The following is an 18,432-nucleotide window of genomic DNA, read 5'->3' on the forward strand; positions in this document are numbered from 1 at the left end:
TATTTTGTAAAATAATATTTTTTATAAAGTTAACCTGTAAGCCGGGTTCTGTTTTTTGACAATCATTTGTCTAAGAAATTAATTACTTAATTACTTTAGCGGTTTACCTAAATTTAATATATACAGGATCATATAATTTTAAACTTTATTTAACCTTGCTCCAAGTGGAGTTTGTATTGCTGAAAATTGTTACCAATTTCACGGTGTGCTCTTACCACCCCTTTTCACCCTTACTAAATGTAAAATTAGCGGTTTATTTCTGTTACACTTTTCGTAGATTCACATCTCCCAGATGTTATCTGGCACTTTTATCCTGTGGAGCCCGGACTTTCCTCTTTCTAAATAATTAATATTTTATAAATTTTAAAATTATTTAATCAGCGATTGTCTGGTTAACTTTATAGTTATCTTTTTTTTGATATTTTTTTATAATAAAATTATATAATTGGTTTTTTTTAATTTTATGTATTTTAGCTGTTATGTCAATTGCTTTTTTTACTGATATAGTATTGTTTAGAATTTTAAATGTGTTTATTATTTTATCGGATATATTTTTTTTTTTTTCTTTATATCCATTAATTATAATTACTATTTCACCTTTTTTTTTTATTTCTTTGTTTTCGAATAAATATAATAAATTAATTGCTGTTGTTTTGTGAATGGTTTCCCATATTTTTGTCATTTCTTTTGCTAATAATACTTTTCTGTTTTTACCAAATATTGTTATTATTGTTTTCAAACTTTTTATTATTCTATGTTTTGATTCATAGAAGATTATTGTTTTTTTTTCTTTTTTTAAAGATTTCAATAATGTTTCTTTAGATTTTTTTTTTTTTGGTAAAAATCCTTCATAGCAAAATTTATTAGATGACATTCCTGATGCACTAAGAGCGGTTATTGCAGCACATGGTCCAGGTAATGGTATTATTTTTATATTTGATAAATGGCATGCATGTATTAATTTATATCCTGGATCATTTATTGTAGGTGTTCCAGCATTTGAAAGTAATGCTATATTTTTACCAGTTTCAATTAATTTTATTATTTTTTTTATTTTTTTCTTTTCATAATCGTTATTAAATTTTAAAATTGTTTTTTTTATTTTAAAATAATTTATTAATATTTTTGTATGTTTTATATTTTCTGCTAAAATTATGTCTATTTTTTTTAAAATATTTATTGCCCTATATGTAATGTCTTCTAAATTACCTATGGGTGTTGGAACTATGTATAATTTGTTTTTTTTTAATATTTTCATTTTTATGTTATTGTTAATTTCTAATGTTTATATTAAATTTGATCTATTTTTTAATATCTTGTTAGATATTTAATTTATTTTTTTATTTTATTTAATGGTAAATTTTTTAATTTATCATTTTTAATAGATAAATTATTCATTAATATATTTTACAAGTGTTTAAATAATTTAAATTTTATAAATATATAATAAAATATATTTTTTTTTTAAACATAGTTAAATAACATAATTATGTTTTATTTTTAAATAGATATTTATACATTTTTTTTGTTAATATTTCACGATCTTTTTTTTTATTCATATTTAATTTATTTTCATTTATCAATATAGTTTGTTTTTTTATCCATTGTTCCCATGCTTGTTGAGATATGTTTTTATATATTAATTTTCCAATTTTACCTGGATAAAATTGTATTTTTTGTTTTTTAGCTTTTTTTTTTAAAAATGTGCAAAATATTTTATTATTCATGTTTATTATTATGTTTTATTAGTTTTATAAAATATGTATTTGTGTTTTTTATATTATATTCCAAATTTTAGGTATTATTTCTGCACCTAGTTTATTTATAAAATATATGAGTATTATTATACTTGTTGTAGAAAAATCAATATTGTATATTATTGGAATTATTTTTCTTGTTTTTTTTAGAATTGGTTCAGTTAATTGTATTATTATGTAATAAGTTGGGTTCATTTCTTTTATTATTATATTCATTAATGATCTTGTAATTAAAATCCAAAATATTAAATATCCAATTGATTTTATTAATGATATTATTACAATTATTGATAATAAAATAATTGTTATTTGTAAATTTTTTGTTGATATTGATATATAACATTTTATTATTGTCAATATTACTAATGCTAATATAAATATATTATCTAAAATTTTTTTTTTTGAAATATATATTTCTGCTTTTTTTTTAATTTGTTGTGTTAATTTAATGACAATTTGTGAATATGGATTGTATATATCACAATTAAATTTTTGCATCCATAATCTTAATATTATTATTAAAATATAAAAATTTATAAAAGAGTTTAATGTTTCTGTAATATTTAACATGAATACCTGTTTATGTTTTGTATTAATAAAAATGTTTTATTTTTATTGTTTTATAAAATATTTATTGTTAGTTTTATTTATTTTTATTTTTAAATTGATTTTTGTTATTTTTTAACCAACTTTCTAATATTAATACTGCAGAATATGAATCTATATTTATTTTTTTTAAATTTTTATGTTCTAAATTGTTTAAAATATTAATTTTTGCTTCTATTGTTGTTAATCTTTCATCATGTAGTTCTACCGGTATATTTAGAATATTTCTTAATTTATTGGCAAATTTTTTGGTTTTTCTTGTAAAAATTTGTTCTGTATTATTCATATTTAATGGTAATCCTAAAATGATTAAATTTGGTTCCCATTCTTTTTTTAATTTTTTAATTTTTATCCAATCTGGCATATTATTTTTTATTTTTATTAAATTTAATGGTTCTGCTGTTTTTGTTATTGTTTGTCCTACTGCTACTCCAATTTTTTTTGTTCCGAAATCGAAGGCTAATAATTTCATTTTTATTCTCAATAGATATTATTTTATTTTTTTAACATTAATTTTTTTTTACATGAATTATTTTTCATGGTTATTATAGCTATATTATTAATAATCTTATTATTTATTATTTTAATAATGTGATTTTTTTTATTGTGTTTAATTTTTAATTAATTTTATTTATTTTATTTTGTATATTTATTGTAATTTAATTGCATAATTAATTTTTTTATTTTAAATCTCCAAATATTAGTTGTATTGTTGTAATTGCCACAATTGCTGCAGTTTCAGTTCTTAATATTCTAGGACCCAATGAAATATTAATAAAGTTATAATAATTTAACATTTTTATTTCTTCTATTAATAAACCTTTTTCTGATCCTATTAATATCTTAAAATTTTTTTTTGTTTTTTTAATTTTATTAATTTTATTTTTTGTTTTATTGTAAAAATTTATTTTAATTGTATTTTTTTCTTTTTTTTTTACCCATTCTTTTAATTTTATAGGTTTTTTTATTTCAGGTAAAATATTTCTTCCGCATTGTTGACATGCTGAAATTATAATTTTTTTCCATTTATTTATTTTATTTTTTATTTTGTATTTATTTATTTTTATTAAGTTATTTTTTGAAAATAAAGGGGTTATAGTGTTTATTCCTAATTCTACAGATTTTTGTATGATCCATTTCATTTTTTTATCTGTTGATATTATTTGTCCTAGATGTATGTTTAATGGTGATTCATATTTTTTATTTATTTTTTTTATTAATTTTAATTTTAATTTATTTTTATTAATAGAAATTATATTTCCTAGATAAATTTGATTATATTTATTAAATATTTTTATTTTATCTCCTAGTTTTAGGCGTAGTACTTTTATTAAATATTTTTTATTATTCTTATTTAGAGTTATGATCTTTTTTAATTTCAGTTTTTTTTTTTTGTAAATATTAGGAATATACATGGGTTATATAATATATTTTAGATATTTTTAAATTTTTTTGTTAATTTTTTGCTAAATTTTATTAAGATATTATTGTATTTTTATACATTTTATTTATTTTATTGAATTTAATATTTGGTATTAATTTTTTTTATTTAATGTGTAATATCTAAATATATAAATTATTTGTATACTAGAAAATAAATTATTTATGGTTTGTATTGTAATTAAATTTATTGATTTTGAGAAAAATATTATTTTTGTACTAATAATAAATATTATAATTTTAGCAATAAAAATTAATGAAATACCAAAAGTTATTATTTTTATATTTTTATTAGCAAGTAATATACTTTTTTTTATGGAGTTTATTATTTTTTTATTTTCTATAATTAATATTATTTGTGATAGAGATAAAATAGAAGAAATTATTATTCCTGGTATTATAAATATAATCATCCCTATTTCTGTAATTGTATTAATTATTGTTGTTAATATTAATGATTTTGGAAAATTATTTAATATTTTGCATATTAATTTTTGAATATTATTTTCCTTTTTTTTTAATATATTGTTTATTATATTTATCAAACTTACATTTAAAAATGTATTTCCAATTAAATGAGAACATGTAATCACTATACATAGTTGTATGAATATTTTTTTTTCTTCTTTTGTCATTTTTAATATTAATTCTATTAAATTTTGTTTTAAATTAAATATTTCATATTGATTAATTAAATTTTGTAAATATTCTATTTTTGGTATTAATGTATTATTTATTGTTATTGTTATAAACGAAGCAATAATAGAAATTAGTAATATTTTTATAAATTGTTTTTTATAAAAGAAAATTGTGTTTTTAGATATTTTTTTAATTTTTATATTCATTTAATTTATCCCATAATTAATTCTATATTTTAAATTTTATAAATATATTTTTTATTTTAAAAATATTTTAGTATTTTTTTTTTTTATGATAGTATTATCTATTATTTATGTAAATTTTATTTATTTAAAATTATTTAAAGTATTTATTTTTAAATTATGAAATTTTATATTTCAATGATTTTTTTTTGATTTTCAATATTTTAAGTTTTTAAATTATATTTTAATTAAAATTTATTTATTTTAACATTAATATTATCGTTTGTTTATTTTCTAATATTATAAAATAATTAAATAAGTTAAGGATTATTGAATGGCGACAATTAATCAATTAGTACGTAATTCCAGAGTTCGTAAGTTTTATAAAAGTAATGTTTCAGCTTTACGATCCTGTCCACATAAACGTGGTGTATGTATTAGAGTATATACAACTACTCCTAAAAAGCCTAATTCGGCATTGCGTAAAGTATGTCGTGTTAGATTAACTAATGGTCTAGAAGTCACATCATATATTGGAGGTGAGGGTCATAATTTACAGGAACATTCAATGGTTTTGATCAGAGGTGGTAGAGTAAAAGATTTGCCTGGAGTTAGATATCATGTTGTTCGAGGAGCTTTAGACTGCGATGGTGTTAAAAATCGTAAGAATTCTCGTTCAAAATATGGTGTTAAAATTAAGAAATAATTGTTCATATTTAGGAGGTAATTTTATTTTATGTCACGTAGACGTGTTATTGGCCAACGTGATATTTTACCTGATCCAAAATTTGGATCTGTTTTATTATCTAAATTTATTAATATATTAATGGTTGACGGTAAAAAATCTCTTGCTGAATCTACTATTTATATAGTACTTAATGTTTTATCTAAACGGTTAAATAAAAAAGAGCTAGATATATTTGATGTTGCTATCGAAAATGTTCGTCCTATGATTGAAGTAAAATCTAGAAGAGTTGGTGGTTCAACTTATCAGGTTCCTGTTGAAATACGTTTGTTACGTAGTAATAGGTTGGCTATGCGTTGGATAATTACTTCTGCCAGAAATCGTAGTGGTAAATCAATGATTATACGATTGGCAAATGAATTATGTGATGCCTATGAAAATAAAGGCAATTCAATTAAAAAGAAGGAAGAAGTTCATAGAATGGCTGAGGCTAATAAAGCTTTTGCACATTATCGTTGGTAATTTTGTTTATTTTAGGTGTTTAAAATGTCTCGTTCTGTATCTATATCACAATATCGTAATATTGGTATCAGCGCTCATATAGATGCTGGTAAAACTACTACAACTGAAAGGATTTTATTTTATACTGGGGTTAATCATAAAATTGGTGAGGTTCATGATGGTGCCGCCACAATGGATTGGATGGAACAAGAACAGGAACGTGGAATTACTATAACTTCTGCTGCAACTACAGCTTTTTGGTCTGGTATGACAAATCAATTTAATTCTCATCGTATTAATATAATTGATACACCTGGTCATGTTGATTTTACTATTGAAGTAGAACGATCTATGCGTGTATTAGATGGTGTTGTGATGTTATATTGTGCTGTTGGAGGTGTTCAACCTCAATCTGAAACTGTTTGGCGTCAAGCAAATAAATATAAGGTTCCTAGAATTGCGTTTGTGAATAAGATGGATAGATTAGGCGCTGATTTTTTTAAGGTTGTTGATCAAATTAAATTTAAATTAGGAGCTAATGTTATTCCTATACAGTTAGCTATTGGTAACGAAGAAAAATTTATTGGAATCATTGATCTTGTAAAAATGAAAGCTATTTATTGGAATGATTTTGATCAGGGTTTAACTTTTATTTATAATGATATTCCTTTTGAAATGTTAGATATTTCTAATATATGGAGACAAAAATTAATTGAAATAGCTGTTGAATCTGATGATTATTTAATAAATAAATATTTTAATAATGAGGTATTATCGGAACGTGAAATACAATTTGCTTTAAGAAAAAAAGTATTAGATAATGAAGTTGTATTATTGACATGTGGGTCTTCTTTTAAAAATAAAGGAGTTCAATCCTTACTTGATGCTATAATTGATTATTTACCATCGCCATTAGATGTTCCTCCTATTAAAGGGATTTCTCATATTAATAGCAATATAGTAGTTAATCGTAGTACTAGTGATAAAGAAAAATTTTCAGCTTTAGCTTTTAAAATTGCTAATGACTCTTTTGTTGGTAATTTAACTTTTTTTAGAGTATATTCTGGTATTATTAGAACTGGTGATATTGTTTATAATCCCAGAAAATCTAAAAGAGAAAGATTAGGTCGTATAGTTCAAATGCATGCTAATAAACGTGAGGAAATAAAAGAGGTTAGAGCTGGAGATATAGCCGCTGCTATAGGATTGAAGGATGTTATTACGGGTGATACTCTATGTTCTGTAGAAGAACCAATTATTTTAGAACGTATGAAATTTCCTGATCCTGTAATTTCTGTTGCTATTGAACCTAAAACTAAATCTGATCAGGAGAAAATGGGATTAGTTTTAAGTCGTTTGTCTAAAGAAGATCCATCATTTAGAGTAAATATTGATAAAGAATCTAACCAGACCATTATTTCTGGCATGGGTGAATTACATTTAGAAATTCTAATAGATAGAATGAAAAGAGAGTATGATATTGATGTTGATGTCGGTAAACCTCGTGTTGCTTATCGTGAAACAATTTGTTCTTTTGTTAAAAACATAGAGGGAAAATATATTAGACAATCAGGTGGTAGAGGTCAGTATGGTCATGTTGTAATAGATTTAATACCATTAAAATCTTTTAATATAAGTTATAAGTTTACAAATGATATTAAAGGTGGTATCATTCCAAATGAGTATATTTCTTCTATAGATAAAAGTATTCAAGAACAGCTGAAAGCAGGACCATTAGCTGGTTATCCTGTTGTTAATGTTGGGGTGAGATTACATTTTGGATCTTATCATAATGTTGATTCTTCTGAATATGCATTTAAATTAGCTGCATCTATTGCATTTAAAGAAGCATTTAAGCTTGCTAACCCTACAATATTAGAACCTATAATGAGTGTTGAAATAGAAACTCCTAATGAATATATGGGAGATGTTATTGGTGATTTAAATCGTAGAAGGGGTGTTATCGGTAATATGATTGATATAATGACTGGTAAAGTTATTAATGCTGAAGTACCCTTATCTGAAATGTTTGGTTATGCCACAGATCTACGTTCCAATACGCAAGGTAGAGCTTCTTATAGTATGGAATTTTTAAAGTACATTGAAGCACCTAGTTATATATCTAAAGATATAATAGAAATGCATTCTAAATAATAGATTTTTAAAATTTGTTACATTTTAAGTAAATACATTAAGGAATTTGATTGTGTCTAAAGAAAAATTTAAACGTTTAAAACCTCATTTAAATGTAGGTACAATTGGTCATGTTGATCATGGTAAAACAACTCTTACAGCGGCAATAACTACTGTTTTATCTAAAAAATATGGTGGTACAGCTAGAGCATTTGAACAGATAGATAATGCTCCAGAAGAGAAAGCCCGTGGTATTACCATTAATACTTCTCATGTTGAATATGATACTTCTATTAGACATTATGCACATGTTGATTGTCCTGGTCATGCTGATTATATTAAAAATATGGTTACTGGAGCAGCTCAGATGGATGGGGCAATATTAGTTGTTTCTGCTACTGATGGCCCTATGCCGCAAACACGTGAACATATTCTTTTAGGAAGACAAGTTGGTGTACCTTATATTGTAGTTTTTTTAAATAAATGTGATATGGTTGATGATGATGAATTGTTAGAATTAGTTGAGATGGAAGTGAGAGATTTATTATCAAAGTATAATTTTCCTGGTGATACGACACCTATTATTAGAGGATCAGCAATTAAGGCTTTAAATGGTGATTCTTTTTGGGAAAGTAAGATTTTAGATTTAGCGGATTGTTTGGATACATATATCCCCGAACCTAAGAGATTGATAGATCAGCCTTTTTTATTACCAATAGAAGATGTATTTTCTATATCTGGTCGTGGTACAGTTGTTACTGGTAGAGTAGAACAAGGAGTTGTTAGTATTGGTGAAGAAATAGAAATAGTTGGGATTAAACCAACAGTAAAAACTATTTGTACTGGTGTTGAAATGTTTCGTAAATTATTAGATGAAGCTAGAGCTGGAGAGAATGTTGGTATTTTATTAAGAGGTACAAAACGTGATGATATTGAACGTGGTCAGGTATTATCTAAACCTAATAGTATTAAACCATATATTAAGTTTGAATCAGAAGTTTATGTTTTATCTAAAGAGGAAGGTGGAAGACATACTCCTTTTTTTAATGGTTATCGTCCACAGTTTTATTTTCGTACTACAGACGTTACTGGTTCTATTGAATTACCATCAGGTGTTGAAATGGTTATGCCTGGAGATAATACTAAAATGTTTGTTACATTGATTCATCCTATTGCAATGTCTAGTGGTTTGCGTTTTGCTATTCGTGAAGGTGGTCGTACAGTTGGTGCTGGTATTGTTTCTAAAATTATTTCTTAAATAAATTATTTTTTTTATTTTATATGTTAAATAAATTATTTTTGTTTATATGATGTTTTTCTTGACTAATAATTTTCTTTAGGTTATTTTGTTGCATAAAATATTATTGGAGTTTTGTATCTATGCAAAAGCAAAGGATACGTATTCGTTTGAAAGCTTTCGATCATCGATTGATTGATCAATCTACTATAGAAATAGTGGAAACTGCTAAACGTACAGGTGCTCAGGTAAAAGGGCCTATACCTCTGCCTACGCGTAAAGAAAGATTTACTATATTAGTATCCCCTCATGTTAATAAAGATGCACGAGATCAATATGAGATATGTACTCATAAACGGTTAGTAGATATTGTTAAACCTACTGAAAAAACTGTAGATGCTCTTATGAAATTAGATTTAGCTGCGGGTGTAGATGTTCAAATTAGTTTAGGATAATTAAATATTATATTTTAAGGATTTTAAAAATAGATGTTAGGTTTGATTTGTAAAAAAATAGGTATTACTAGAATTTTTACTACGAATAATTTGTTTATTCCTGTATCAGTTTTAAAAATTGAAAATAATCGTGTAGTTCAGATTAAAAATATTCGTATAGATGGTTATGATGCGGTACAGGTATCTTATGGTAGGAAAAAAAATAATAGAATTTTAAGATCTGAAATAGGTCATTATGCTAAATCTAATGTAGATGTTGGTATTGGGTTATTTGAATTTCGTGTATCTAATATTAATGATTATTATTTAGGTCAAGTTATTAATTTAGATTTATTTTCGAATTTAAAATTAGTTGATGTTATTGGAATATCTAAAGGAAAAGGTTTTTCTGGAACTGTAAAGCGATGGAATTTTAAAACTCAAGATGCTACTCATGGTAATTCATTATCTCATCGTGCACCTGGATCTATTGGTCAAAATCAAAGTCCTGGTAGAGTATTTAAAGGCAAAAAAATGTCTGGTAGATTAGGTAATGAGCGTGTTACAATTCAAAATTTAAAAATATTTAGTATTGATTCAAAGCGTGATTTACTTTTGATCAATGGAATATTACCAGGTAAAAATGGGGGTAATTTAATTGTCAAACCATCTGTAAAAGGATATAGCAAAAATGGAATTATTAACTAAAGATAGTCTTGAATCTGTTGTTTTATCTGAAAATGTTTTTAATAAACCTTTTAAGGAATCTTTAATACATCAAGTTATTGTTTCTTTTCAAACTATGCATCGTCAAGGTAGTAAATCACAAAAATCTAGAGCTGAAGTTAAAGGTTCAAATAAAAAACCCTGGCGTCAAAAAGGTACTGGTCGTGCTCGTGCTGGCTCTGTAAAAAGTCCTATATGGAGATCTGGTGGTGTTACTTTTGCATCTAAACCTAAAAGATATATAAAAAAAATAAATAAGAAAATGTATAAGGAAGCTTTACGTAGTATTTTTTCTAAATTATTTTATCAAAATCGTTTGGTCTTACTAAAAGACTTTAGTATTAATAATTATAAGACTTTTTTATTAGTTAAAAAATTAAAAGATATGTCAATTAAATCAGTATTAATAATACTTTCTAATTATGATAAAAATTTATTTTTAGCATCTCGTAATCTTCACATGGTAAATATATGTACAACAAGAAGTATTAATCCAGTTAATCTTATTTTTTTTAAAAATATTATTTTGACAATTGATTCTTTAAAAAAAATTGAGGAAGATTTATTATGAATTCTATTATTAGATCTTTAAAAATTATAATATCTCAACATATATCAGAAAAGTCTTCTTTTATGTTGGAAAAAAATAATATTTTTATTTTTAGGGTTTTGAAAGATGCTAATAAATTAGAGATAAAATATGCTTTAGAGAAAATTTTTAATATTAAGGTTAAAAGTGTATATACACTTATTTTAAAGGGTAAAAAAAAGAAGCATGGTAAATATATAGGTAAACGAAATAGTTATAAGAAAGCTTATGTTACTTTGAAAAAAGGACAAAAATTGGATTTTATAGATATAGATAAGTAAATATATATTTTGGATAAATAATGACAATTATAAAATATAAACCAATTACTCCAGGTAAACGACATGCTGTTAAGGTTGTTAATTTTAATTTATATAAAGGCAGGCCATATTATAAATTATTATTTAAGAAAATTAAAACAGGTGGTCGTAATAATTTAGGTAGAATTACTGTACGTCATATAGGTGGTGGTCATAAAAGATTATATCGTAAAATAGATTTTAAAAGGAATAAATTTAATATTTTAGGAAAAGTTATAAGATTTGAATATGATCCTAATAGATCTGCAATAATAGCATTGATTTTATATAGTGATGGTGAACGTCGTTATATTTTAGCTCCTAAAGGTTTAAAGATAGGTAATGAGATTTTATCAGGTTTAAATGTTCCTATACAAATAGGCAATTCTTTACCACTGAGTAATATTCCTATAGGTAGTAATATTCATAATATTGAATCAAGACCTGGCAAGGGTGGTCAATATGTTAGGTCAGCTGGTAGTAGCGCACAATTAATTGCAAGAGATAATAAATATGTTACTGTAAGACTACGATCTAGTGAAATTCGTAAATTTTTTATTAATTGTTATGCTACACTTGGAGAAGTAGGTAATTCTGAACATATGCTTTGTTTTTTAGGCAAAGCTGGTATTTCTAGACGTAAAGGTATTAGACCTACTGTTAGGGGTACAGCTATGAATCCTATTGATCATCCTCATGGTGGAGGTGAGGGACGTAATTTTGGTAAACATCCTGTTTCACCATGGGGTTTGCAAACTAAAGGGAAGAAAACTAGACATAATAAAAGAACTGATAAGTATATTATTCGTAGACGTGTAAAATAAGGAGATATATTAATGCCTCGTTCTATTAGGAAGGGTCCTTTTATAGATTATCATTTATTAAAAAAAGTAAAAAATGCTATTAGAGATAAAGATAAAAAACTTTTAAAGACTTGGTCAAGAAGATCTACTATATTACCTAATATGATTGGTTTAACTATTTCTGTACATAATGGACGTTATCATATACCTATATATATCACTGATGAAATGGTAGGTCATAAATTAGGTGAATTTGCTCCTACACGTACCTATCGTGGGCATGTATTAGAAAAAAATATTAATAAAAATAAGGTTTAATTGGATAATAAATAAATGGAAGCAATAGCTAGACATCGTTATGTTAGAATATCAGCTCAAAAGGCAAGATTAGTAATTAATTTAATACGTGGTAAAAAAGTTATTAATGCATTAGATATTTTATTTTTTACTAATAATAAAGCTTCACGTATTATAAAAAAAATATTAATTAGTGCTTGTTCCAATGCTAAAATTATTAGTAGCATTGATATTAATGGATTGTTTATTTGTAAATCTTTTGTTGATGAAGGATCAAGAATAAAACGTACAATGCCTCGTGCTAGAGGTAGAGCTGATAGAATTTTAAAACGTACTAGTCATATTACTATTATTGTTTCTGATTATTAAATATATGAAATCATGAGGAAAAAAAATGGGTCAAAAAGTTCATCCAAATGGTATGCGATTAGGTATTATCAAAGAATGGAATTCTACTTGGTTTGCTAATACTAAGGAGTTTTCAATTAATTTAAATAATGATTTTAAAGTTCGTCAATTTTTGAAGAAAGAATTAGTAAAGGCTTATGTTTCTCGTATAGTTATTGAAAGATTAGCAAAAAATATTCGTGTTACTATTTATACTGCTAGGCCAGGAATAATTATAGGTAAAAAAGGTGAAGATGTTGATAAATTACGTAGTATGATTTCTAAAATTACAGGTGTTCCTACACAAGTAAATATATCTGAGGTTAGAAAACCCGAGTTAGATGCTAAATTAGTTGCTGATAATATTAGTGTACAATTAGAACGTCGTGCTATGTTTCGTAGAGTAATAAAACGTTCAATTCAAAATGCAATGCGATTGGGTGCTTATGGAATTAAAGTAGAAGTTAGTGGGCGTTTAGGAGGTGTAGAAATTGCACGTACTGAATGGTATAAAGAAGGTCGTGTTCCTTTACATACTTTACGTGCTGATATTGATTATAGTTTTACAGAAGCTCTTACTACATACGGTATTATTGGTATTAAGGTTTGGATTTTTAAAGGAGAAATTTTTAATTCTATAAATTCATCTAAAATATGTAATAAATCATTTTTTAAGCCTAAAAATAATATTCGTACAAATCGTAAGTAATATGGAAAATAAAAATGTTACAACCTAAACGTACAAAATATAGGAAAATGCAAAGAGGACGTAATAAAGGTTTTAAGATAAATAGTGTCATTAATTTTGGTAATTTTGCTATAAAAGCTGTTACTAGGGGTTGTATAACTTCAAGACAAATTGAAGCCACTAGGCGTGTAATTAGTAGATCTGTAAAACGTCAGGGTAGAATATGGATTTGTATATTTCCTGATAGACCGTTTACTAAAAAACCCTTAGAGGTGCGTATGGGTAAGGGTAAGGGTAATATTGAATATTGGGGTTGTTATGTTCAACCAGGTAAAATTTTATATGAAATAGCTGATATTAGTGAAGAATTAGCTCATAACGCTTTTAAATTAGCATCTTCTAAATTGCCTGTTAAAGTTATTTTTATTAAAAAAGGATATTCTAATGAAATCACCTGTATTATATAATAGAAATATTAATAATTTGAATTATGAATTAGTAAGTTTATATAAAAAACAATTTAATTTACGTATGCAAGTTTCTTCTGGGAAATCAAATAAAACACATTTATTAAAAGATAATCGTCGTAATATAGCTCGTGTAAAGACTATTATCAATAAAGGATAATTTTTTAATATGAAACGTAAAATTAAATTATTAAGATGTAAAGTAATTAGTAATAAAATGAATAAATCAATTGTTGTTTGTGTAGAGAGATTAGTAAAACATCCTTTATATGGTAAATTTTTAAAAAAAACTACAAAATTGCATGTACATGATGAAAATAATCAATGTATGGTTGGTGATATAGTTGATATTTATGAATGTAAACCTATATCAAAAACTAAATCTTGGTGTTTGTTTAAAATAGTTTAATATTAATAATATATATTTATTGTGTTTTTTTTAAATTATATGTTATATTGTTTTACTACGTTATTTTTTGGATTTTTTATGATTCAGGAACAAAGTTTATTACATGTAGCTGATAATTCTGGTGCTCGTTTAGTGTTGTGTATAAAGGTATTTGGTGGTACTCATCGTCGTTATGCCAATATAGGTGATATAATAAAAATTAGTGTTAAAGAGGTTTCTTTTAATTCTAAAGTGAAAAAGGGAGAAGTGCTTAAAGCCGTTATTGTGCGTACAAAAAAAGGAATACGTAGATATGATGGTTCTTTAATTAGATTTGATAGTAATTCCTGTGTTGTATTAAATAATAATGATCAACTTATAGGTACTAGGGTTTTTGGTCCGGTTACTCGTGAATTACGTAATAATAAATTTATGAAGATTGTTTCATTAGCTCCTGATGTTTATTAATAAGGATTATTTTTATAATGTCATTAAAGATAAAATGTAATGATGTTGTTGTTGTTACGACTGGTAAAGATAAAGGTAAAAAAGGTAAAGTTAAGATTATTTATTCTTCTAAAAAGATTATAGTTGAAGGAATTAATATAGTTAAAAAACATCAAAAATCTAATTCTAAGTTGAAGAATTCTGTTTCTGGGATAGTAAAAAAAGAATCACCTATATCAATATCTAATGTAGCTTATTTTAGTTTTAAACATAATCGTGCTGATCGAATAGGGTTTAAATTTATTGATGGTAAAAAATATCGTTTTTTGAAATCTACAGGAGAAATTATTAAGTAATTTTAATTTTAATAAGAGATGTGTAATTTATATAAATTTTTCCGTACAGATGCAATTTTGATATTAATGAAGAAATTTAAATATACTTCTGTTATGCAGGTACCTACAATTAAAAAAATTGTGTTGAATATGGGTATAGGAGAGGCTGTATTTAATAAAAAGATAATTGTTTATGCAATTAAAAATTTAACTGATATTACAGGTCAAAAGCCTTTGGTTATAAAGGCTAAAAGATCTATTGCACAATTTAAGATTCGTCAGGGTTTACCTATTGGTTGTAAAGTTACTTTAAGAAATAAAAAGATGTGGGATTTTTTGTATAAATTGATATCCATATCTATACCTCGTATTAGAGATTTTAGAGGTTTTTCTATTAAGTCTTTTGATGGAAGAGGTAATTATAATATGGGTATACATGAACAAATTATATTTCCCGAAATAGATTATGATAAAATAGATGAAATTAGAGGTTTAGATATAAATATAATCACTACTGCCAAGCAGGATAATGAAGGACGTTTTTTATTAGAATTATTTAATTTTCCTTTTAAAAAATAAAGGTAGTTTTATGGCAAAACAATCAATGATAGCACGAGAAAAAAAAAGAATTAAATTAGTAAATAAATTTTTTGATAAACGAAATAAATTAAAGTGTATTATATCTAATATATATTCTTCACAAGAAGAAAAATGGTATGCAATGTTAAAATTACAGATGTTGCCTCGTGATTCTAGTAGATCTAGAATACGTAATCGTTGCAATCAAACTGGTAGACCTCATGCTTATTTAAGAAAATTTGGTTTAAGTCGTATGAAAGTTAGAGAGTCTGCTATGATAGGTGATATTCCAGGTTTGAGAAAAGCTAGTTGGTAGAATTTTATAAGGGTTAATATTAATTATGAGTTTACATGATCCTATTTCAGATATGTTAGTTTCTATAAGTAATGGTCAAAAATCAAATAAAATTTTAATATTTGTTCCTAATTCAAATATTAAAAGAAATATTCTTTTAGTTTTAAAAAATGAAGGATATATAATAGATTTTGAATTAAATGGTTATTTTATTAAAATTTTTCTTAAATATTTTAATGACAAATCTGTTATTGAATATATTAAACGTGTTAGTTCACCAGGTTTACGTGTATATAAACCTACTAATCAATTACCTAATGTTCTTTCTGGTTTTGGTATTGCTATAATATCTACATCGCAGGGTGTTATGACTGATAAAGATGCTCGTAAAAAAGGTATTGGAGGTGAAATAATATGTTATGTTGCTTGATGAGGTTAGGTTAAAATGTCTCGTATTGCAAAAGCTATTGTAATTGTACCAGATACTCTTAGAGTATTTTTAAGTGATTTTTTTTTGATTATAGAAGGTGATAAAGGCAAGTTATTATTTAAAATGAATAAATTTGTTAATGTAAATTTTTTAAATAATATTTTTAGTTTTTCTCCTAAAGTAAATAATAAACATGCTTGGGCTTGCGCTGGTACTGTTAGATCGATAGTAAATTCTATGGTTATTGGTTTAACTAAGGGTTTTATTAAGAGGTTACAGTTGGTAGGTGTTGGATATAAAGCATATTTAGAGAATAATTATCTTAATATGTTTTTAGGATATTCTCACCCTATAAAATATTTAGTTCCCAAAAATGTATTTATTGAATGTCCATCCTCTACTGATATAATTTTAAAAAGTATAGATAAGCAATTGGTTGGTCAGGTTTCTGCTATTATTCGTTCTTATAAGAAACCTGAAGTATATAAAGGTAAGGGGATTAGATATTTTAATGAAACAATTTTAATAAAAGAAGCTAAAAAAAGTAAGTAAAAATTTTATGAATAAAAAAAAATCTAGACTAGTAAGAGCTAATAGAATACGATATAAATTCAAGAAGGATAATGTTTTTCGTTTAGTTGTTCATAGAACCTATCGTCATATTTATGCTCAGATTATTTCTTCTGATAGTTGTAATGTATTAGTATCAGCATCTACTACTGAGAATAAGATATTTAAATTAATTAAAAATACTGGAAATATAAGTGCAGCGGTTATAGTTGGAAAAAAAATTGCAAAGCGTTCTATAAATAAAGGTATAGTTAAAGTATCTTTTGATCGTTCCGGATTTAAATATCATGGTCGTATTAAAGCTTTAGCTGATGCTGCAAGAGAATTTGGTCTTAAGTTTTGAGATAAGGATGTTTTATGTTACAAATTGATAGACAATTAACAGAATTACAGGAAAAATTAATAGCAGTTAATAGAGTATCTAAAACAGTTAAAGGTGGTCGTGTATTTTCGTTTACTGCATTGACTGTAATTGGAAATGGTAATGGTAAAGTTGGTTTTGGTTATGGAAAAGCACGTGAAGTACCATCAGCTATTCAAAAATCTATGGATAAAGCACGTAAGAATATGATAACAATTATATTAAAAGACTATACTTTACAACATGAAATAAAAGGAGTACATACTGGTTCTCATGTATTTATGAAACCCGCTTCTAAAGGAACAGGAATTATAGCTGGTGGGGCTATGAGATCGGTATTAGAAGTCGCTGGTGTTCATAATGTATTAGCTAAAGCTTATGGTTCTACTAATCCAATAAATATGGTAAGAGCTACTATTAATGCATTAATGAGTATGAAATATCCTTCTATTATTGCTGCTAAAAGGGGTAAAATGATAGATGATTTATTAAATTAATCAGGAAATAAATTATATGTCAAATAAAATAACAATATTACAAAAACGTAGTTCAATTGGTGTTATAAAAAAACATAAATTAATTCTTTTGGGTTTAGGTTTAAGAGGTGTAGGTCATATTGTAAAACGTATTAATAATTCGTCAATTTTGGGTATGATTAAAAAGATTTCATATTTAGTTGAAATTTTGAGGTAAGTTGATAATGTATTTAAATAATTTTCATGTATATCGTGGTGTTAATAAATCAATAAAGCGATTAGGAAGAGGTATAGGATCTGGTTGGGGTAAGACATGTGGTAAAGGTCATAAAGGTCAAAAATCTCGTAGTGGTGGTAAAATACGTAGGGGTTTTGAGGGGGGGCAAACTCCTCTTTATCGAAGATTACCAAAATTTGGTTTTCGTTCTCGTAAATCTTTGTATAGAGTAGAAGTTAGATTATCAGAATTAAATAAAGTAAAAACAAGTTTTATAGATCTTAAGGCTTTAAAAAGAGATAATATAGTTTCTTATAATGTAAATCATGTTAAAGTTATATTATCTGGTAAAATTTTATCTGTTGTTACATTACATTCTTTATCTGTAACTGAAGGTGCCAGAAAAGCTATTGAATTAATAGGCGGTAAAGTTGAATTTTAATTTATTTTATTTTAATGGATTA

At 25.0% G+C, this 18,432-nt stretch carries 31 protein-coding genes, 1 other RNA gene and 1 pseudogene; 26 read left to right on the top strand and 7 right to left on the bottom strand.

The window, feature by feature from the left end; all coding sequences use genetic code 11:
* Positions 1–21 precede the first annotated feature (21 nt).
* Both rnpB and rsmI read right to left on the bottom strand, forming a co-directional pair.
* An RNA gene (rnpB, locus tag ONB71_RS00115) (RNase P RNA component class A) lies at positions 22–400 on the bottom strand.
* Between the two features lie 87 nt (positions 401–487).
* Positions 488–1,228: pseudogene (rsmI, locus tag ONB71_RS00120) on the bottom strand (16S rRNA (cytidine(1402)-2'-O)-methyltransferase); the annotation flags it as partial.
* Between rsmI and ONB71_RS00125 the strand changes: the two are divergent.
* Positions 1,155–1,331, top strand: coding sequence for a hypothetical protein (locus ONB71_RS00125; RefSeq protein WP_274360577.1), 177 nt, complete (start codon positions 1,155–1,157; stop codon positions 1,329–1,331). The pseudogene rsmI and the gene ONB71_RS00125 sit on opposite strands and share 74 nt — an antisense overlap.
* Before the next feature lie 156 nt (positions 1,332–1,487).
* Here the strand turns inward: ONB71_RS00125 and ONB71_RS00130 are convergent, their stop codons facing one another.
* From ONB71_RS00130 to ONB71_RS00150, 5 genes are all read right to left on the bottom strand, one after another.
* Positions 1,488–1,727 (bottom strand): oxidative damage protection protein, encoded by a 240-nt coding sequence (locus ONB71_RS00130; protein WP_274360578.1) that lies wholly within the window; start codon positions 1,725–1,727, stop codon positions 1,488–1,490.
* 48 nt (positions 1,728–1,775) lie between these two features.
* Positions 1,776–2,327 (bottom strand): YggT family protein, encoded by a 552-nt coding sequence (locus ONB71_RS00135; protein WP_274360579.1) that lies wholly within the window; start codon positions 2,325–2,327, stop codon positions 1,776–1,778.
* A gap of 73 nt (positions 2,328–2,400) precedes the next feature.
* The gene (ruvX, locus tag ONB71_RS00140) at positions 2,401–2,835 is read right to left on the bottom strand and encodes a Holliday junction resolvase RuvX (RefSeq protein WP_274360580.1); all 435 of its coding nucleotides are present in this window, start codon (positions 2,833–2,835) and stop codon (positions 2,401–2,403) included.
* A gap of 208 nt (positions 2,836–3,043) precedes the next feature.
* Positions 3,044–3,778 (bottom strand): 16S rRNA (uracil(1498)-N(3))-methyltransferase, encoded by a 735-nt coding sequence (locus ONB71_RS00145; protein WP_274360581.1) that lies wholly within the window; start codon positions 3,776–3,778, stop codon positions 3,044–3,046.
* Positions 3,779–3,898: 120 nt separating this feature from the next.
* Positions 3,899–4,648, bottom strand: coding sequence for a YciC family protein (locus tag ONB71_RS00150; RefSeq protein ID WP_274360582.1), 750 nt, complete (start codon positions 4,646–4,648; stop codon positions 3,899–3,901).
* A 310-nt stretch (positions 4,649–4,958) separates the two neighbouring features.
* Here ONB71_RS00150 and rpsL point away from each other — a divergent pair, with 310 nt between their 5' ends.
* From rpsL to rplO, 25 genes are all read left to right on the top strand, one after another.
* On the top strand, positions 4,959–5,330 hold the full coding sequence (gene rpsL, locus ONB71_RS00155; RefSeq protein WP_274360583.1) for a 30S ribosomal protein S12: 372 nt from the start codon (positions 4,959–4,961) through the stop codon (positions 5,328–5,330).
* Between the two features lie 30 nt (positions 5,331–5,360).
* The gene (gene rpsG, locus ONB71_RS00160) at positions 5,361–5,831 is read left to right on the top strand and encodes a 30S ribosomal protein S7 (protein WP_274360584.1); all 471 of its coding nucleotides are present in this window, start codon (positions 5,361–5,363) and stop codon (positions 5,829–5,831) included.
* A 24-nt stretch (positions 5,832–5,855) separates the two neighbouring features.
* Complete coding sequence (gene fusA / locus ONB71_RS00165) at positions 5,856–7,964, top strand: elongation factor G (RefSeq protein WP_274360585.1); 2,109 nt, start codon at positions 5,856–5,858, stop codon at positions 7,962–7,964.
* A 52-nt stretch (positions 7,965–8,016) separates the two neighbouring features.
* Positions 8,017–9,201 (top strand): elongation factor Tu, encoded by a 1,185-nt coding sequence (gene tuf, locus ONB71_RS00170; RefSeq protein ID WP_274360586.1) that lies wholly within the window; start codon positions 8,017–8,019, stop codon positions 9,199–9,201.
* A 122-nt stretch (positions 9,202–9,323) separates the two neighbouring features.
* The gene (gene rpsJ, locus ONB71_RS00175; protein ID WP_115956017.1) at positions 9,324–9,635 is read left to right on the top strand and encodes a 30S ribosomal protein S10; all 312 of its coding nucleotides are present in this window, start codon (positions 9,324–9,326) and stop codon (positions 9,633–9,635) included.
* A 33-nt stretch (positions 9,636–9,668) separates the two neighbouring features.
* The gene (gene rplC / locus ONB71_RS00180) at positions 9,669–10,322 is read left to right on the top strand and encodes a 50S ribosomal protein L3 (protein WP_274360587.1); all 654 of its coding nucleotides are present in this window, start codon (positions 9,669–9,671) and stop codon (positions 10,320–10,322) included.
* On the top strand, positions 10,306–10,911 hold the full coding sequence (rplD, locus tag ONB71_RS00185; protein ID WP_274360588.1) for a 50S ribosomal protein L4: 606 nt from the start codon (positions 10,306–10,308) through the stop codon (positions 10,909–10,911). The genes rplC and rplD overlap by 17 nt, the downstream gene beginning before the upstream one ends.
* On the top strand, positions 10,908–11,210 hold the full coding sequence (rplW, locus tag ONB71_RS00190; RefSeq protein ID WP_274360589.1) for a 50S ribosomal protein L23: 303 nt from the start codon (positions 10,908–10,910) through the stop codon (positions 11,208–11,210). The genes rplD and rplW overlap by 4 nt, the downstream gene beginning before the upstream one ends.
* A 20-nt stretch (positions 11,211–11,230) precedes the next feature.
* A complete protein-coding gene (gene rplB, locus ONB71_RS00195) occupies positions 11,231–12,052 on the top strand; it encodes a 50S ribosomal protein L2 (RefSeq protein ID WP_274360590.1) in 822 nt (273 codons plus the stop codon).
* 12 nt (positions 12,053–12,064) lie between these two features.
* Positions 12,065–12,349: a 30S ribosomal protein S19 gene (rpsS, locus tag ONB71_RS00200; protein WP_274360591.1), complete on the top strand. Its 285-nt coding sequence runs from the start codon at positions 12,065–12,067 to the stop codon at positions 12,347–12,349.
* Between the two features lie 15 nt (positions 12,350–12,364).
* Positions 12,365–12,697 carry a 50S ribosomal protein L22 gene (gene rplV, locus ONB71_RS00205; RefSeq protein ID WP_274360592.1) on the top strand — a complete coding sequence of 111 codons (333 nt, stop codon included), beginning with the start codon at positions 12,365–12,367 and terminating at the stop codon, positions 12,695–12,697.
* A 25-nt stretch (positions 12,698–12,722) separates the two neighbouring features.
* On the top strand, positions 12,723–13,424 hold the full coding sequence (gene rpsC / locus ONB71_RS00210) for a 30S ribosomal protein S3 (protein ID WP_416053575.1): 702 nt from the start codon (positions 12,723–12,725) through the stop codon (positions 13,422–13,424).
* 14 nt (positions 13,425–13,438) lie between these two features.
* A complete protein-coding gene (gene rplP / locus ONB71_RS00215) occupies positions 13,439–13,870 on the top strand; it encodes a 50S ribosomal protein L16 (protein ID WP_274360593.1) in 432 nt (143 codons plus the stop codon).
* Positions 13,848–14,030 carry a 50S ribosomal protein L29 gene (gene rpmC / locus ONB71_RS00220; RefSeq protein ID WP_274360594.1) on the top strand — a complete coding sequence of 61 codons (183 nt, stop codon included), beginning with the start codon at positions 13,848–13,850 and terminating at the stop codon, positions 14,028–14,030. Before rplP ends, rpmC begins: the two co-directional genes overlap by 23 nt.
* Before the next feature lie 9 nt (positions 14,031–14,039).
* The gene (gene rpsQ / locus ONB71_RS00225) at positions 14,040–14,279 is read left to right on the top strand and encodes a 30S ribosomal protein S17 (protein ID WP_274360595.1); all 240 of its coding nucleotides are present in this window, start codon (positions 14,040–14,042) and stop codon (positions 14,277–14,279) included.
* Positions 14,280–14,357: 78 nt separating this feature from the next.
* Complete coding sequence (gene rplN, locus ONB71_RS00230) at positions 14,358–14,726, top strand: 50S ribosomal protein L14 (RefSeq protein ID WP_274360596.1); 369 nt, start codon at positions 14,358–14,360, stop codon at positions 14,724–14,726.
* A gap of 17 nt (positions 14,727–14,743) precedes the next feature.
* A complete protein-coding gene (gene rplX, locus ONB71_RS00235) occupies positions 14,744–15,061 on the top strand; it encodes a 50S ribosomal protein L24 (RefSeq protein ID WP_274360597.1) in 318 nt (105 codons plus the stop codon).
* A gap of 18 nt (positions 15,062–15,079) precedes the next feature.
* Positions 15,080–15,619, top strand: coding sequence for a 50S ribosomal protein L5 (gene rplE / locus ONB71_RS00240; protein WP_274360598.1), 540 nt, complete (start codon positions 15,080–15,082; stop codon positions 15,617–15,619).
* Positions 15,620–15,629: 10 nt separating this feature from the next.
* Entirely contained in the window at positions 15,630–15,935 is a 306-nt protein-coding gene (rpsN, locus tag ONB71_RS00245; protein ID WP_274360599.1) for a 30S ribosomal protein S14, read from the top strand.
* Between the two features lie 25 nt (positions 15,936–15,960).
* Entirely contained in the window at positions 15,961–16,344 is a 384-nt protein-coding gene (rpsH, locus tag ONB71_RS00250; protein ID WP_274360600.1) for a 30S ribosomal protein S8, read from the top strand.
* Positions 16,345–16,359: 15 nt separating this feature from the next.
* Positions 16,360–16,896 (top strand): 50S ribosomal protein L6, encoded by a 537-nt coding sequence (gene rplF / locus ONB71_RS00255; protein ID WP_274360601.1) that lies wholly within the window; start codon positions 16,360–16,362, stop codon positions 16,894–16,896.
* Between the two features lie 7 nt (positions 16,897–16,903).
* On the top strand, positions 16,904–17,257 hold the full coding sequence (gene rplR, locus ONB71_RS00260) for a 50S ribosomal protein L18 (RefSeq protein ID WP_274360602.1): 354 nt from the start codon (positions 16,904–16,906) through the stop codon (positions 17,255–17,257).
* A gap of 14 nt (positions 17,258–17,271) precedes the next feature.
* Complete coding sequence (gene rpsE, locus ONB71_RS00265) at positions 17,272–17,772, top strand: 30S ribosomal protein S5 (protein WP_274360603.1); 501 nt, start codon at positions 17,272–17,274, stop codon at positions 17,770–17,772.
* Between the two features lie 16 nt (positions 17,773–17,788).
* The gene (rpmD, locus tag ONB71_RS00270; protein ID WP_274360604.1) at positions 17,789–17,968 is read left to right on the top strand and encodes a 50S ribosomal protein L30; all 180 of its coding nucleotides are present in this window, start codon (positions 17,789–17,791) and stop codon (positions 17,966–17,968) included.
* Positions 17,969–17,975: 7 nt separating this feature from the next.
* Positions 17,976–18,410, top strand: a complete 435-nt coding sequence (gene rplO, locus ONB71_RS00275) for a 50S ribosomal protein L15 (protein ID WP_274360605.1) — start codon at positions 17,976–17,978, stop codon at positions 18,408–18,410.
* Positions 18,411–18,432: the final 22 nt, after the last annotated feature.

The organism is Candidatus Purcelliella pentastirinorum, assembly GCF_028748785.1.
Lineage (GTDB): Bacteria > Pseudomonadota > Gammaproteobacteria > Enterobacterales > Enterobacteriaceae > Purcelliella > Purcelliella pentastirinorum_A.